This window comes from Shouchella shacheensis (assembly GCF_001484965.1).
Lineage (GTDB): Bacteria > Bacillota > Bacilli > Bacillales > Bacillaceae_D > Shouchella > Shouchella shacheensis.
This window is the reverse complement of record NZ_LLYY01000006.1, coordinates 137,930-153,290: the sequence shown is the minus strand read 5'-3', so window position 1 is coordinate 153,290 and position 15,361 is coordinate 137,930. Positions and strand designations below refer to the sequence as shown.

Sequence of the window (15,361 nt, the reverse complement as noted above, 5' to 3'; positions counted from 1 at the left end):
CCATGCTAAACTATTCACACACATGCAAAGACAAGGGAGCGACCAACGTGAACATAGATGCAAACGATGTAATCGTACAAATGGAGCAACAGCTGGCCCTGCTGCGCAAGGCGGTTGAAAAGGACGAGCCATTCGAACGAAGGGAAGCCGCTGCTGTGATTGAGAGCTACTGTCAGCTTCTAAAAGGGAAAACAGGCAGCTGCACAGCGGTGCAGCCGCCCTCCGCGGAGCAAGCGGCTTCTCCTGGACAACCACTGCAGCCTCCAGTCGCCAAGCCTCCATATGTCAAAGAGGGATCGGAGGGCGAAAAGAGGAACTTGCTTGATTTTTAGGAGGTTTACGAGAAAGCCCTTGAGACGAGCTCAAGGGCTTTCTCTGCATTTAAGGCGTCCACTCGACCAACACACCAACGTTCATGGACTCTTCGTCATCTAGATAGCCAGGCATAACAAGGATTGGCTTCATCCCCTGCTTTAACATAAAGGAGAGGACAAGGTCTTTGCGAATTCCGGCGACCACAGAGTCCACGTACTGTTCAGGGCTGAGCCGATCGGCAACGTGATGGTAGCCGGGAATGCGGCAGCCAGCGACTAAGCGGGCGAGCCCGAGGTCGCGAACCGTTTGTTTTCGCGCCTCATAGAGGTCATGAGCAATGCCGAAATTCCGGTATGTCGGTCGTACGCACAGGTCGATTCCATAGAGCGTCTCGCCGTCAGGATCATGGCTGCCCTTGATATAGCCGTCATCGCTGACCTCTTCCCAGGTGTGGGGTTCACTCGAATGCTTTAGAAGTAGGGAGGTGGCTGAACCTACGACGGTTCCATCGATTTCAGCAAGAAGCGCGCCTTCAGGAAAGGTCTCGACATGCGCCTTGATATGCTCCCTGCTCCACCAGAGGTCTTCTGGAAAAGGAGGGGGAAAGGCTTCTTTTTGAACGGCGAGCAGTCCTTCATAGTCTTCCTCTTTATAAAGTCGAACAGTGCTTTGTTTGATCATGATCCCTCCAGTTTCGTTTGTCCCGTATGTGAAGAGGTCCTTCCTGGCTAGGTAGACACCAACACAGTGTCTTAGAAGGTCGGTTGGGACATAAATTCCCTAGCCAAACGATAGCACACGTCCTGTGCGCAAGCCAGTCTGATTTCGTTTTCTATGAGCGCGTATGCTATGATGAGGGCAATGGATTTTGTTTTCAAAAGGAGAGTTTGTCAAATGGCTCGATTGTTTCTATTCATTGGTTCGATCGTTATGGCGGCGTCGGTGGTCATCGGGGCCTTCGGTGCTCACGGCCTTGAAGGGCGCTTGTCTACGCGGATGATGGAGAACTACCAGACGGGGGTACAGTATCACATGATCCATGGACTCGGTATCCTTGCTGTCGGACTGCTTATGACGAGAGTAGGAAGCACAGGACTGTTAAGCGGATCAGGATGGGCTTTCTTAGCAGGAGTCGTTCTTTTCTCGGGAAGCCTGTATGTGATGGCATTAACAGGAATGACCAAGCTAGGCGCGATCACGCCGATCGGCGGACTGGCCTTTATCGTTGGCTGGGTGCTACTCGGGATCGCAGCCCTTCGCCAGCTCTAAGAAGCTTGTCTTTTCTCTCTTTCGGGGAGGGGGAGACGGCTTCTTTGTATATGGCACATATACGAACACCATACGAAAACCGGCAAAGAAATTCCTCTGCCGGCTGTTTGCTCGATATTACCTTGGAGGATATTGAGATAGGCTCGGTCCGCCCTGAGCAAAGGGGTATTCGTACGTAATCGGTTCATCAAAGGTAATGAAATCAAGATTCACCATCAATAGCAAATAATGTTCTCCAGTTTCTAAGTTTCCAATAATTAAATGATCGCGTCCTGCTTCCTCAATTCGCCCGCGAAAAACCCTCGCATTCCACTCTTGATTGTACTCGAAGGTTTGGTGGACGGTCACCATTTTTCCACGGTTTAAGCGGAGGATATTCTCAACATAGGACTGCTCCATGGGCAACATGCCACCGTTGCCACCGCCTTGCATCTGCTGAGGCATTTGCTGCTGAGCAAAGCCAGGGACTTGATAGTTTTGCGACGAAAAATAGCCTTGAGGCTGCTGTTGCTGCATCTGTTGCTGAGGCATTTGCTGTTGCATGGGCTGCATTTGTTGCTGAGGCATTTGCTGGTAGCCTTGCTGGTTATAGCCTTGCTGCTGTCTGCCCTCATCATACCAATCTTCTGGATACATTATGGACTCGCTCCTTTTCCTATAATCTAGAATTAGTACGTGCTAAAGATTTCATTGCATTCAGCTTGTATCGGTTGATAGAAGCAGTGTGATTTATAACGCCCTGTATTTGTCTGCCCCCACCAATCGGGGGGACACGGGCCTTCTGGTCTGAAAAACCAAAGGGCATATTCGGCTGGGTTCGTTCGTTCCCCGTTGACTAAGCGTCGGGCAAGGCGCCTTTCTTTTTCGCGTGCTCGCTGATAAAAATAGCCTTTTTGTACAGCCTCAAATCCACCCGGCGATTGAAAGGCCATGCGGGGGATGGTATTGATATTTTCAAAATCGGAACATGCGACGCGTACTCGATTGACCATGACGTTCCCCGCGGTCAACATGCCGATCTCGCCTTCCCCTTCTGCCTCTGCCCGAACTAAACGGGCAAGCATGTCAATGTCACTGGATGAAGCTTGAATGACCGCCATTGAACCACCTCCGTCTTAGACTGCTGACGCTCTTCTCCATGGCAATTCCCTCCTGATGTTCACGCGTAAAAGGACAGACGAATTCCTGGCTTTTCAACCTTTTTCAATGTATGAGGAGGGGGCAGAAGATATGACCACAGAAATTTCTAAAAAAGGGTTGCCGCTATAAACAGTGTGTGCTACTGTGTATATAGATATTAACAGTTATGGTGCACAAGGATGGTGAGGAACATGAACTGGGGGCAGTGCAGGGAGTTACTCTTCTATGAACTTAAACATACGCCAGTTTATTTTTACATAGGCAATGTTCTAATGGCAGGAATGATGGGTTGGGTCTTTGCTCAAATTTTGCTTCCTTTAATGATTGAGAGAGAACAGACAACGATAATTGTTGATTCTTTACTGGTGGTTGGTATTAGTGTAAATGCTTATTTGTTTCGTCCGTACTCCTACTTTCTTAGAGAGATAAAAAGCGGGTTTTATGTCGCGCCCTTGCAAGTGCTTTTAAGGCAAATGCCTATAGATGCACAAACAATCATTATCAGCAGGCTTGTGATGACGCTTATTCTCAGCTTCGGGACTTGCTGTATCTTTCTCATGACGCTTTATTTTTCTTTACCAAAAGATCACCTCGCCTCCGTCTTTCCGAACTATCTTTTCTTCTCACTCGTGTGGCTTCTTTTAACCCTAAGTCTAGCAGGTGGAATTGCTGCAGCAGAGCCGGGAGCTAGCATGACGAAATCCTATATAACGATTTGGTGGGGAATGGTATTCGTCGGATTTGTTGGAGGATCGTTACTCCTAAAGTTCTTTACTGGGTTATTCATCTTTGAATGGCTGCTTGAGAGTGTCGCCGAGTGGCCAGTGCTCTCACTGCTCGTTGTGTTTTTGCTAACCGTGCTCATTCTTTTAGCTTGGGCAAAATACATGCGCCGCTATATGAAGAGTACAGACTATCACGTCTAAGTGTCGGTAATTGCCCCATCTAGAAAGGAGGGAATGCTTTTGCAGACGCTATCTCTTAGTCTCTGTGAATTTACGTACACACCATTTGGGCACATTGCTTGGCTTCTCTCCTGGATGTGGCCAATGACTCGCAGCATGAAAAGAGTCGATCTCCATGCCTAGCTTACTCCCAATTCAAGTAGATGAAACAAGCCGCACGCCGATCTATGACCAAATCGAATCGCAAATTAAGGCGCTGATTGTTAGCGAACAGCTGCCTGCGGGTGCGTCCCTGCCGTCGATTCGTAAGCTCGCCACCTCGCTCTCGTGCAGCGTAATTACGACGCGCCGTTCCTATCAGAACCTGGAGCAGAAAGGCTACATCAAGACAATCCAAGGGAAAGGCACGTTTGTTGCTGAGATCGATACGGTCGATCAGGACACGCAAAAGCGGGAGGCGGTGTCCAAGGCTTTACACCATGCGGTGAGCGTGGGAAAAGGCTACCGGTACACGAATGAAGAGCTTTTGAAGTGGTTCGAGGCGATTTTAAAGGAGGCAGACAACAATGATTGATCTGAGAGAAGTCACAAAAACCGTCGATCAAGGCATTCACATCGGCCCGCTCACATTCCAGATCGAGCCGGGAACGGTGACCGCATTGGTTGGGACAAATGGTGCTGGGAAGAGTACACTAATCCGCTTGCTGACAGGAATGGTTTTTGCTGATGGAGGTTACATTTCCCGGTTCAACGATGCCTACAAAGGAGAGGCCTGGAAGGAGCATGTCGCCTACGTACCGCAAACGAGCCTTGGGTATGAGCGGTTTACGCTAAAGCAGCTGGCAGAGCTTTCTCAAATTGGCTATGAGCAGTGGGACCAGGCAAAATTCGTGCGGCTGCTTGAGCGGTTTCAACTTCCGCAGAAAAAGCGTTTTGATTCGCTGTCCGTAGGGATGCAGCGAAAAGGCCTGGCGGCGCTCGCCCTTGCTCGTAAAACGAAGTTGTTGATTATGGATGAAGCCTTATCCGGCGTGGATATTGAAGGTCAAGAGTTGCTAAGGGAAGAATGGGTTTCCTATTTAGATGAAGATCCGGACCGTGCCCTGCTTTTTGCGACGCATGTCCCGGATGAAGTGAGGGAGTTCGCTGATTACGTGGTCTGTATGAATGGTGGTGCGCTTACAGGTCGATATGAAAAGGATGAGTTGCTTGCAAGGTACGGACGCCTGTGGACAAAGGGAAAACCGAATCTAATCCGAAACATTCCAGGCGTTGTGGACGTACAAGTAAGCGGAGGGCACTGCGAAGTAGTAACAGAAGACAAATGGACAACAGAGCAAGCACTAGAGAAAGAATCCCTTCCGGTTTTGATGCAGCAAGGGCTTCGTTTCTCTGAAATTTTACGCTTGCTCCTACGCGAAGGAAAAGGAGTGGAGATCCAGTGACATTGGTTATTAATGAAGTGCAAAAGCAATTTGGGAACCACAAGGCCGTGGACGGTGTGACGCTGACCGTTGAAAAAGGGGAAATGTTTGGCATGCTCGGGGCAAATGGAGCAGGAAAAACAACGACCTTTCGGATGATTTTAGGCTTGCTTGATCCTACAGGCGGGTCTGTCACCTGGAATGGGGAGCGTTTGTCTTATAAGCGCACCCATTTGGTTGGCTATCTCCCAGAGGAGCGGGGGCTTTATCCGAAACTAACCGTTAAAGACCAGCTGATCTACCTTGGCCGTTTAAAGGGAATGAGGAAAAATGAGATTCTTACAGCGATGCGGGAGTGGCTCGAACGCTTCAGCGTTCCTGAATATGAAAACCAGAAGATTGAAGAGCTTTCAAAAGGGAATCAACAGAAGATTCAATTCATCGCTGCCGTCTTACATAGACCAGAGCTTCTTATTCTAGATGAACCGTTCAGTGGCCTTGATCCTGTGAACTCAGATATGTTGAAAGAAGCGGTCCGAAGCCTGAAGCAAGAGGGAACGACCATTGTTTTTTCTAGTCACGAGATGGCCAATGTCGAAGCGCTCTGCGAAGATTTGATTATGCTCAAGCGCGGAAAGGCAGTATTGCAGGGGAATTTGAAGGAGATTAAGCGATCGTACGGCATTAAAAGTGTCAAGGTTCGTGCCGATTACGAGTTGGATTTTCTTCGTTCGATCAGCGGTGTGACGGAGCTTCAAAAAACACAGGATGGTGGGATTCTCCAAGTGGAAGATGCCGAAGTCGCCAAGGCCGTCTTTGCGGCGCTCTCAGAAAAAGGATATGTGCAGAAATTTGAAGTCGATGAGCCGTCCCTACATGAGATTTTCATCGATAAGGTAGGAGGGGATGGAGATGAATAATTTCTGGACGATTGTTGGGCACACGGCCGGGAGAAGGATTAAGTCGAAAACCTTTGTGTGGTCCACGGCCATTATGATGGTGCTGGTCGTAGGACTGATCAATATGAATAACATTATGTCTACGTTTTCCGGCGATGATGAGACGGAAGAGGCACAAACGGTGGCCGTGGTTGAGGAGACGAGTGGGGGAGCGGCGGTAGCTGAGCTACTCTCTGCCTTTGAAGAGGGCTCGTTTACGTATGACGTCTACGAAGAGGGAACGCTTGATGAGGCGATGGAAGCAGCAGAAGCGAATGAGTATACATATGTTCTCTCACTGAGAGGAGAGGCGGCTCAGCTCGAAGCTGAATTCTATGGGACCGGGGATGATTTTCAAACCGCAGAAGAAGTGAACCAAGACGTTCAGCGTGCCAAAGAGGCCGTTGTGACCAATGAGCTTGACTTAAATGAAGAAGAGCTTGCGCAAATTTATGCGCCGATTGTCTTTAACGAGCAGCCCTTAAGTGAAGGAGAAGAGGTGCAAACAGAGGAAGCACATATGCAGGCGTACTGGATGGTGTATGTGCTTGTTTTCGCGATTTACCTTATTGTCATTACGCTTGGATCAATGATTGCGACCGAGGTAGCGACAGAGAAATCGTCGCGTGTGATGGAGCTGATTGTCTCCAGTGTCAACCCCGTGACTCAGATGCTTGGAAAGCTTGTAGGAATTGGGCTCGTGGGACTGCTGAATTTAGCGGTGCTTGTAGGCGCTGTTTTTATTGGCACCACTCTAAGTGGCGATGATATCGTTCAATCGCTTCTCGGGGAAGTTCTGGATGTTCGCTTGTTGATCTATGCGCTCTTTTTTATCATTTTGGGTTACTTTGTGTATGGGGGCATTGCCGCGATGCTTGGCGCACTTGTCAGTCGTGCCGAAGAAGTCAATCAGGCCATTCAGCCGCTGATTTTCTTGGCGATGATCGCGTTTTTTATCGCCCTCTTCGGACTGAACACCCCGGATTCGCTGTTCATCCAGGTGCTGTCCTATGTGCCGTTTTTTACTCCGCAACTCCTGTTTTTGCGCATCGGCATGGGGACGGTTCCTACATGGGAGGTCCTGTTAATTAGCCTCATCCTTATCTTGAGCGCGGTTTTGATCAACGTTCTTGCTGCACGCATTTACAAAGGAGGCGTGCTCATGTACGGCAAATTCTCCTTCAAAAATGGCATCAAGCAGGCACTAACGATGTCGAAAAAAGAGAAATAAACGCATACGAAATGGGTTTGTCCCACCTCCTCTTGTGTGATAAGATAGAAATACTTTGTGATAGAGAGGAGGCGAATGAGTGTGCTTGATTTGTTGTTTGAGTTGCCTTTTCTGTGGGCATGTGTGGCGCTAATGGTTCCTGTTCTGACGGTTCTGACGCTAGAAACCATTCAGACCCATCGCTTGCGAGTGCAAGTGCGAAGGGCCGTCCTCGATACAGACGAGGCCAACCGCGTGAACTCACCACTCATTCGCCCTTTATCGATACGAGTACGACCGAAGATTCCGTATTTCCGCGATAAAGTTTCTCAAGATGACGATGATCCGCTCCTTGTTGTCTAGAGCACGCAAAGCACTGACAATAAAGGAGGAAGGATAGTAGGTATGCGGAAAAAGACGTTTTTATGGCTAAGTTTAGTAGTGATGACCGTGGTGCTATCGGCCTGTGGTCTTGACGAACCCATTACATCGGAATCGGAAGGGTTCTGGGATTCATTCTTTGTTTATCCAATGGCTTGGTTGATTCAAACGGCCACGGATTTAACAGGGGGACATTACGGTTGGGGAATTATCATCGTTACGTTATTGATTCGTTTTCTGATCTTTCCTTTAGCGCTTAAATCACAGAAGAGCACACGGGCGATGCAGGTGCTGCGGCCGGAGATGCAGGAAATTCAGGAGCGCATGAAAAAGGCGAAAGGCACCCCTGAAAAGCAGCAGGAAGTGCAGCGTGAAATGCTTTCGCTTTATCAAAAGCATGGAGTGAACCCGGCAGCGGGGTGTTTGCCAGCACTTGTACAGATTCCGATCGTGATGGCCCTTTATTTTGCGATTATGCGTATGGAAGAGATTCGAGCGGGCGGAGAAGCAAGTGTGTTCTTATGGTTTAATCTTGCACAAACCGATTATATTTTACCAGTTATTGCCGGTATTACGACGTTCATCCAATTTAAAATGTCGATGAGCCAAATGCCGCAAAGCAATCCACTGGGCGAGGATATGCCAAATCCGATGAACATCATGCTTTGGATTATGCCAGTCATGATTATCGTCGCTGGTTTCAATCTCCCGTCAGCCCTTGCTCTATACTGGGTGATCGGGAATGTCTTTATGATTGTGCAAACGTACTTTATCGTTGTGCGACCGAACATCACGAAGAAAGACTTGGAAAAATCAGAAGCATAAGAGGACAAACCGTCAGAGGGGCAGTGAGCTCTTCTGGCGGTTTTTTGTGATGCTTCTCTTGGAGCGGGCTTCAATGAAGCAGGTAAATGGAGGGAGGAGGAAGGTAAGTGGAATGGAAAAGCAGGTAAACCAGTGAATTGGCAGGTATTCAGAGGAGGTTGCCGGTAGTTTTTCGAAATCGGCCGGTAAAATTCACAAATCAGCAGGTAAAATCGCGAGATCGGCAGGTAATCCACTAAAAAGCTCCAAAATGAACGGAAAAAGCGCCACCCTCAGGCGGCGCTTTCGCTCACACGTAAAAATAGGCCTCAATCCTACTAGCTTCTAAAATATTCCCTACATAGAACGAACCGAAATCGCCGTAGCGAGCGGATACTTCATCAAAGCGCATTTCATAGACGAGCTTCTTAAATTGAAGAACGTCATCCGAGAAAAGCGTCACGCCCCATTCCCAGTCGTCAAAACCAATAGAACCAGAGATAACCTGCTTCACAAGCCCGGCATAGCCGCGGCCGATCATGCTGTGGGATTTCATGAGATCCTTACGCGCCTCCATTGGCAGCATGTACCAGTTGTCGTCGCCGTCGCGGCGCTTGTCCATCGGGTAGAAGCAGACGTGCTTCCAGCGCGGCAGTTCTGGATAGAGGCGGGCGCGTACATGTGGATTCTGATAAGGGTCCTCGTTTGACTCGCCGGCCAAGTAATTGCTCAATTCAACGACAGACACATAAGAGTAAGCGGGAACTGTGTAGGCAGCGAGTCCGGATTTGTTAAAGGCGTTCTCAATTTCATTCAACTCTTCCATCGTCGGGCGAAGAAGCATGATCATCAAATCTGCTTTTTGACCGACGATCGAGTAGAGCGCATGACTGCCTCCTCCCTGTTTCTCGGTCTCTTCCCATTTGCTAATCATCGTTTGGAACTCAGAGAGCATCTGCTGGCGTTTCTCTGTTGGAACTTGTTTCCATGAGGCCCAATCAATTAGGCGAAAATCGTGAAGCACGTACCAGCCATCGAGCGTCTTTGCTGCTTCGTTCATATTCATAGCCTCCCGTTATGCAATCTCACCTTACTATATCACAAGCAAACATCGATATTCACCAGAGTCGGTTTAGCGAACGCTTTTGTTCACAAATTGTTCAAGCGCCACGCGATGATCCGCTGATTCACTTGCTGCTCGCTGTGCCGTGACTTCCATTTCCAAAAGTTCTGCAAGGTGATGATCAAAACTTTCACGGAAGTTCTGTTTCATCAAACGGAACGCGTCGCGGGGGAGGGCCTTTGTTTTGTCAAGCCAGAGGTCAAGCTCTCCAATGGCCGTGATCAAACCAAGCTCCTGTGCTTCCTCAGCGGTAATGATTCCTTTAAGTGGAAGTTCGAGCGCTTTGGGATAACCGACAATTCGCGGCAGGAAATAAGAGGCTCCTGCATCTGGAACAAGGCCAATATTTAAGAACCCTAGGCCAACGCGCGCATGCGGGGCCGCAATTCTGTAATCGCAGGCAAGAGCAATGCTTAGACCAGCGCCAAAGGCAATGCCATTTACGTACGCAATAATCGGTTTTCCAATGCTAACCATACGTGTAATCAAGCGGTTGTAGGTTTCCCTTAATGCTCGCCCGTAGTTAAACGATTCCATATCGCTAGGATCAATGGATGTTAAATCGGCACCAGAGCAGAACGAATCACCACTCCCTGTTAGCACGATCACTCGGACCTCATTATTTTCACTTGCTTCCTCGAAGGCGTTGTACAGCTGCTCGTGTGTGGCATCGTTGAGCGCATTTTTCACCTCGGGTCGGTTTAAGGCAATTGTTGCGATTTGATTTTCTACATGTAGCGTGACAAGTGCTTCGTTCATGAACGTGTCTCCTCCTTTGTTATACCACCACTTTTCGCGATAAATCAGCAGGAATCCTCCCAGTTAGCTGAAAGCGTAATCTAAATGTCAATTTTTAAAATTGATTCTTTCTGTAAGTTGGTTTCCTTTTCAAGCAAAGCGGGGTATCCTATTATAGAAGGAAGAAATCTTTGAAGGAGGTCCTCAACTTGGGCGATTTGTTTGCTGAAATCAAGCAACATGTAGGTGGACACCAGCCGAAAATTGTCTTGCCTGAAGGAACGGATGAGCGCGTTTTAAAAGCAGCCGTTCGCCTGGCAGAAGATAAAGTTGTTACGCCAATTGTGATTGGAAAGAAAACGGACATCAATGCGGTTGCTACAGAGCACGATTTACGTATAGATGAAGTAACGATATATGACCCAGCGACGTATGAGCATCTAGATGCGATGGTAGAGGCGCTCGTGACACGTAGGAAAGGCAAAGAAACCGAAGAATCCGCACGCGAGCTTTTGAAGAACGTCAACTACTTCGGAACCATGCTTGTGTATATGGAAAAAGCGGACGGTCTTGTGAGTGGTGCTGCTCATTCAACAGGCGATACCGTTCGACCAGCTTTGCAAATCATTAAAACGCAGCCGGGTATCAAGCGCACATCCGGTGTTTTTGTCATGGTCAAAGAAGACAAAAAATTTGTCTTTGGAGACTGCGCGATTAACATCTCCCCAAATGAAGAAGAACTAGCCGAAATTGCCACCGCTACCGCGGACACGGCCAAGCTGTTCGGCATTGATCCGAAAGTGGCGATGCTCAGTTTCTCGACGCTTGGTTCAGCGTCATCACAAGAAACGAAGAAGGTCTCAGCAGCGACGAAGATCGCGCAGGAATCACGTCCGGATCTTCTGATTGACGGAGAGTTCCAGTTTGACGCGGCGTTTGTGCCGGCCGTTGCACAAAAGAAAGCCCCGGATTCCGTGCTTAAAGGAGCGGCGAACGTCTTTATTTTTCCAAGCCTCGAGTCAGGAAACCTCGGCTACAAAATCGCACAGCGTCTCGGTGGCTATGACGCGATTGGACCGATCTTGCAAGGATTGAACAAGCCGGTCAATGATCTTTCCCGCGGCTGTAACGTTGATGATGTGTACAAACTTTGTTTAATTACTGCAATGCAGGCGATTGATCAGAGGGTTGGAGTGTAATGGGAAAGGACGGCTTCTGTGGTTAGCGGAAGCCGTCCTTTTTTTGGCGGGTAGGAGCGTCGAGATTTTTCGCTCCTGACCAACCCGCCTGCGCTTTTCGTGTCTAGCTCCGGCGTAGAAGCTCGGGATTTTCAGTCCTGCCCTGAAATCCAAGATCGGGATTTCTAGGTCAGGCCTTCCAAAATCCTCGCTTCTGGGCGACCCGCCTGCGCTTTTCGGTTCATCTGTTCAAACAACGATGATGCCGCTCCGTCACGCGTTCAAGCTGGGTGCTGTATAGCTGCTCTTCTTCTAAGGTAAACGCTGAAGGAATCAACGCAAGTCCTTCCTTCTCAAGTACGGTACATGCTTTTTCTACTACATCGTTGACGCTCAGGGCGCCAGCTGTCAACTCACTCAGCGAGGCCATCACCTCGGGTCTGATTTGCGGATATTCAAACCGAGTTTCTTCGGTCTGAACAGCCTCTTCGTAAAACTGGCGTACGGTTTCAGCTCTATCGCTTCCGGTGCCTGTCACGCATAAATAAATCTGCACAGCAATTCCCCCACGAACACGGCGCTGGGAGATGCCAGCAAACTTTTTTCCATCGATGCTTAAATCATATTTCCCGGGACAGTAAGAACCCACAATTTCACGCGCTTCAATTGTCTGCAGTGGAAACATTTTCTGAATGAGACCGCTCATTAACTCATAACCGCCATCAATTGTCCACGATTTATCACCAGGAAACACGAGCGACAAGTTAAGGACCCCTTGATCTAATAAAACCGCTAGCCCCCCAGAATTACGGACGACGCTGCGATAGCCCTTGCCCTTGAGAAGATCAATGCCTTGATGAACAAAGGGTAGGCGGCTGTCTTGCGTCCCGAGGACGATGGTCGAATCATGGACCCAGGCCCGTAAACTGACATGTCCTTTTGAGCCGGCTAACTGGCATAGCGTATCGTCAGTAGCAAAGGAGCGTAGGGCACTGCTTTTTTTCTCGTCTGTATCGTCCATAAAGCGCCACGTCGTCGGCAGCGTTGCCATCGTAGTGTGTTTCATCGAAAAGTTCTCCTTCAACTAACATTCTCCTTAGTATAGCACGGAATGAGAAAATAATTGTTGCGTCCGTTTCTAACAAAAGGTATACTTTGAAAAGTTATTTTATCAAAGTAATAGCATGAAACACCCGAAGTGAGCATAGTTTCTATCATTTATTAAAATGTAAAGACTGTTTTTAAAAAACATAAATTCCGGGTGAGTTGCTTTTACCATTTTTTTGAGGAGGGGGATTTATGAATAAGCTTACTAAGTGGATTTTAATTGCCTTAGTTTTAGGGGTATTTGTCGGGCTTGGCATGAATTTATTGGCTCCGGAAGCGTTTGGCATAGTAGATATGTATGTCTTTACTCCAGTTGGAGACATTTTCTTAAGTTTAATTATGATGCTCGTTGTTCCGCTCGTTTTCTTCTCCATTTCCGTTGGAGTCGCTGATTTAGGGGATCCGAAAAAGCTAGGACGCATGGGCGGAAAAACGATTCTGTTTTTTATGGCAACATCAGCAATCTCACTATCCATTGCCCTCGGAGCCGGCTTACTTGTACAACCCGGAAGTCCAGGTTTACTAAGTGAAGAGGTCGCTGAGGATTATGAGGTGGCGGAAGCTCCTCCAATCATGGAAACGCTCGTGAATATTATTCCTGATAATCCCATAGCGGCGATGTCATCCGGAGAGATGCTACAAATTATTGCATTTGCGATTTTTATCGGTCTGGCGATGGCTCTCCTAGGCGAGAAGGTCAGCGGTGTCAAATCGCTCTTTAGTCAGGGCAATGAAATCATGATGAAGCTTGTGACGATTGTGATGTACGTCGCTCCGTTGGGTGCGTTTGCATTGATTGCTTCTGCCCTGGGTTCTGCGGGATTGGAAGCGGTAGGTTCATTAGCCGCTTACATGCTGACGGTTGTTGGAGTTCTTGTGATTCAGTGTCTTCTTGTCTACAGCTTGTTGCTCTACTTCCTTGGTAGGATGAACCCGCTAACGTTCTTCAAAGGGTTTTATCCGGCAATGGCAATGGCCTTTAGTCTATCCAGTAGCAATGGCACCCTACCGCTTTCAATGAAATCGGCTCAAGAAAACTTGGGCGTGTCAAAAGCCGTTTCAGGGTTCGTTCAGCCACTTGGCGCCACCATCAATATGGATGGAACAGGGGTGATGCAGGCGGTCGCTACGGTCTTCATTGCGCAAGTCTATGGCGAGAACCTCTCCCTTTCGGCGATGGTTGTCATTGTACTCACAGCAACACTCGCAAGCATTGGGACAGCAGGAGTTCCGGGTGTAGGCATGATTATGCTCGCGATGGTACTCACACAGGTCGGCCTGCCTACGGAAGGCATTGCTCTTGTTATCGGAGTCGACCGCCTCTTAGATATGCTTCGCACGTCGGTGAATATCACCGGAGACGCAGTGTGTGCGGCGATTGTCGATCGCGGTGAAAAGAAAAGAGGAGCAATACATGAGTCCGCATAGGAAAAGAAGGGAAGGGGCTGGCAAACGCCAGTTCCTTTTTGCGTGGGTTGTCCACTTAGGCTTATAATGGAAATATAGAGAAACGGACGAAAGGGGAGGTCACGTGATTCGAGCGTTTGCGAAACTGCATGAAGAGAAAGTGTTTAAAGACCCGGTGCACCGCTACATTCATGTGCGCGACCAGCTCATTTGGGATTTGATCGGAACGAGTGAATTTCAGCGCTTGCGGCGGATCCGGCAACTCGGAACGACCTATGTGACTTTTCACGGGGCTGAGCACTCACGGTTTAACCACTCCCTTGGCGTGTATGAAATCACGCGACGAATGACAGAGAACTTCAAAGGTCGTTCTTATTGGAACGAAGACGACCGGCTGCTGGCTCTTTCAGCAGCGCTTCTTCACGATGTCGGCCATGGTCCTTTCTCTCATTCTTTTGAGAAAGTCTTTCAAACGGATCATGAGGAGTGGACGCGGGCCATCATTCTTGGCAATACAGAGGTTAACAGCGTGCTTAGACAAGTCGATGAAACATTTCCAAGGGCTGTGGCCGATGTGATTGAGAAAACGACCACAAACAAGCTCGTCTCAAGCATGATCTCCAGCCAAATCGATGCGGATCGCATGGATTACTTGTTGCGAGATGCGTATTACACGGGTGTCAGCTACGGCCAATTTGATATGGAGCGAATTATGCGGGTGATGCGGCCGACGAGTGAACAAATGGTGGTCAAACAAAGCGGTATGCATGCGGTTGAAGACTACATTATGAGTCGCTACCAAATGTATTGGCAAGTCTATTTTCACCCGGTGACGCGTAGCTCTGAAGTGGTTTTGAGCAAAATTTTTCATCGAGTGAAGGAGCTCAAGCAAAGCGGCTATACGTTTAAACAACCGCCCAATCATTTTTATCCCTTTTTTAATGAAAAACGGACCTTGAGGGACTATTTGCGGCTAGATGAGTCGATTGTGCACTATTACTTTCAAATTTGGCAGGAAGAGAACGATCGCATTTTACGTGATCTTTGTGTACGATTTCTAAATAGACGTTTGTTTAAATTTGTTGAATTTCACCCAAAGCAGCGTATGAATGATTGGCTAGAGCTTAAGCAGCTGTTTGCAGAAGCAGGATTGGATCCCGCTTATTATCTTGTGATGGATTCGTCGTCTGACTTGCCGTATGATGTGTACCGTCCTGGGGAAGAGGAACGCCTGCCGATCCATTTGCTCATGCCAAATGGGGAACTAAAGGAACTCTCCCAGCAATCGGATGTCGTTGAAGCCATTTCAGGGAAAAAGCGAACCGATCATAAGTTGTACTATCCGGAGGACATGTTGCTCGAATCGAACGGAGAAGCGAAAACAAAGCACCGAATTCAAGAGATTTTGCATAAACAGTAAGG

The 15,361-nt window shown here is 48.4% G+C and carries 18 protein-coding genes; 12 read left to right on the top strand and 6 right to left on the bottom strand.

The genetic code is table 11. The features are described 5' to 3' along the window. Positions 1–47 precede the first annotated feature (47 nt). The gene (locus tag AVZ68_RS08960) at positions 48–332 is read left to right on the top strand and encodes a DUF5327 family protein (RefSeq protein ID WP_059104199.1); all 285 of its coding nucleotides are present in this window, start codon (positions 48–50) and stop codon (positions 330–332) included. A gap of 49 nt (positions 333–381) precedes the next feature. Here the strand turns inward: AVZ68_RS08960 and AVZ68_RS08955 are convergent, their stop codons facing one another. Next, complete coding sequence (locus AVZ68_RS08955; RefSeq protein ID WP_059104198.1) at positions 382–996, bottom strand: GNAT family N-acetyltransferase; 615 nt, start codon at positions 994–996, stop codon at positions 382–384. 213 nt (positions 997–1,209) lie between these two features. On the opposite strand from AVZ68_RS08955, the gene AVZ68_RS08950 reads away from it, so the two are divergent. Next, positions 1,210–1,584, top strand: coding sequence for a DUF423 domain-containing protein (locus AVZ68_RS08950; RefSeq protein WP_059104197.1), 375 nt, complete (start codon positions 1,210–1,212; stop codon positions 1,582–1,584). 117 nt (positions 1,585–1,701) lie between these two features. On the opposite strand, the gene gerQ is transcribed toward AVZ68_RS08950, so the two are convergent. Then, positions 1,702–2,220, bottom strand: a complete 519-nt coding sequence (gene gerQ, locus AVZ68_RS08945) for a spore coat protein GerQ (protein ID WP_059104196.1) — start codon at positions 2,218–2,220, stop codon at positions 1,702–1,704. Between the two features lie 32 nt (positions 2,221–2,252). Further along, positions 2,253–2,684 carry a cell wall hydrolase gene (locus AVZ68_RS08940; protein ID WP_059104195.1) on the bottom strand — a complete coding sequence of 144 codons (432 nt, stop codon included), beginning with the start codon at positions 2,682–2,684 and terminating at the stop codon, positions 2,253–2,255. A 231-nt stretch (positions 2,685–2,915) separates the two neighbouring features. Between AVZ68_RS08940 and AVZ68_RS08935 the strand changes: the two genes are divergently transcribed. The 7 genes from AVZ68_RS08935 to yidC all read left to right on the top strand — a co-directional run bounded on the left by AVZ68_RS08935 (position 2,916) and on the right by yidC (position 8,407). Beyond that, positions 2,916–3,650: a hypothetical protein gene (locus AVZ68_RS08935; protein WP_059104194.1), complete on the top strand. Its 735-nt coding sequence runs from the start codon at positions 2,916–2,918 to the stop codon at positions 3,648–3,650. Between the two features lie 154 nt (positions 3,651–3,804). Continuing rightward, entirely contained in the window at positions 3,805–4,203 is a 399-nt protein-coding gene (locus tag AVZ68_RS08930) for a GntR family transcriptional regulator (protein ID WP_059104193.1), read from the top strand. After that, positions 4,196–5,074: an ATP-binding cassette domain-containing protein gene (locus tag AVZ68_RS08925; protein WP_059104192.1), complete on the top strand. Its 879-nt coding sequence runs from the start codon at positions 4,196–4,198 to the stop codon at positions 5,072–5,074. The genes AVZ68_RS08930 and AVZ68_RS08925 overlap by 8 nt, the downstream gene beginning before the upstream one ends. Next, complete coding sequence (locus tag AVZ68_RS08920) at positions 5,071–5,973, top strand: ABC transporter ATP-binding protein (protein WP_059104191.1); 903 nt, start codon at positions 5,071–5,073, stop codon at positions 5,971–5,973. The genes AVZ68_RS08925 and AVZ68_RS08920 overlap by 4 nt, the downstream gene beginning before the upstream one ends. Beyond that, positions 5,966–7,222, top strand: coding sequence for an ABC transporter permease (locus AVZ68_RS08915; protein ID WP_059104190.1), 1,257 nt, complete (start codon positions 5,966–5,968; stop codon positions 7,220–7,222). The genes AVZ68_RS08920 and AVZ68_RS08915 overlap by 8 nt, the downstream gene beginning before the upstream one ends. 81 nt (positions 7,223–7,303) lie before the next feature. Beyond that, positions 7,304–7,564, top strand: a complete 261-nt coding sequence (locus AVZ68_RS08910; RefSeq protein ID WP_059104189.1) for a hypothetical protein — start codon at positions 7,304–7,306, stop codon at positions 7,562–7,564. A gap of 42 nt (positions 7,565–7,606) precedes the next feature. Next, positions 7,607–8,407, top strand: coding sequence for a membrane protein insertase YidC (gene yidC / locus AVZ68_RS08905; protein ID WP_059104188.1), 801 nt, complete (start codon positions 7,607–7,609; stop codon positions 8,405–8,407). A 289-nt stretch (positions 8,408–8,696) separates the two neighbouring features. Here the strand turns inward: yidC and hemQ are convergent, their stop codons facing one another. Both hemQ and AVZ68_RS08895 read right to left on the bottom strand, forming a co-directional pair. Beyond that, entirely contained in the window at positions 8,697–9,446 is a 750-nt protein-coding gene (hemQ, locus tag AVZ68_RS08900; RefSeq protein WP_059104187.1) for a hydrogen peroxide-dependent heme synthase, read from the bottom strand. A 72-nt stretch (positions 9,447–9,518) separates the two neighbouring features. Further along, positions 9,519–10,268 carry an enoyl-CoA hydratase/isomerase family protein gene (locus tag AVZ68_RS08895; protein WP_059104186.1) on the bottom strand — a complete coding sequence of 250 codons (750 nt, stop codon included), beginning with the start codon at positions 10,266–10,268 and terminating at the stop codon, positions 9,519–9,521. Between the two features lie 188 nt (positions 10,269–10,456). Here AVZ68_RS08895 and pta point away from each other — a divergent pair, with 188 nt between their 5' ends. After that, entirely contained in the window at positions 10,457–11,446 is a 990-nt protein-coding gene (gene pta, locus AVZ68_RS08890) for a phosphate acetyltransferase (protein WP_059104185.1), read from the top strand. A gap of 220 nt (positions 11,447–11,666) precedes the next feature. Here pta and AVZ68_RS08885 read toward each other — a convergent pair whose 3' ends face one another. Beyond that, complete coding sequence (locus tag AVZ68_RS08885; protein ID WP_059104250.1) at positions 11,667–12,491, bottom strand: lipoate--protein ligase family protein; 825 nt, start codon at positions 12,489–12,491, stop codon at positions 11,667–11,669. Between the two features lie 233 nt (positions 12,492–12,724). Here AVZ68_RS08885 and AVZ68_RS08880 point away from each other — a divergent pair, with 233 nt between their 5' ends. Together AVZ68_RS08880 and AVZ68_RS08875 are read left to right on the top strand one after the other, a co-directional pair. Next, positions 12,725–13,960, top strand: coding sequence for a dicarboxylate/amino acid:cation symporter (locus AVZ68_RS08880; protein WP_059104184.1), 1,236 nt, complete (start codon positions 12,725–12,727; stop codon positions 13,958–13,960). Between the two features lie 103 nt (positions 13,961–14,063). After that, a complete protein-coding gene (locus AVZ68_RS08875; RefSeq protein ID WP_059104183.1) occupies positions 14,064–15,359 on the top strand; it encodes an HD domain-containing protein in 1,296 nt (431 codons plus the stop codon). Positions 15,360–15,361: the final 2 nt, after the last annotated feature.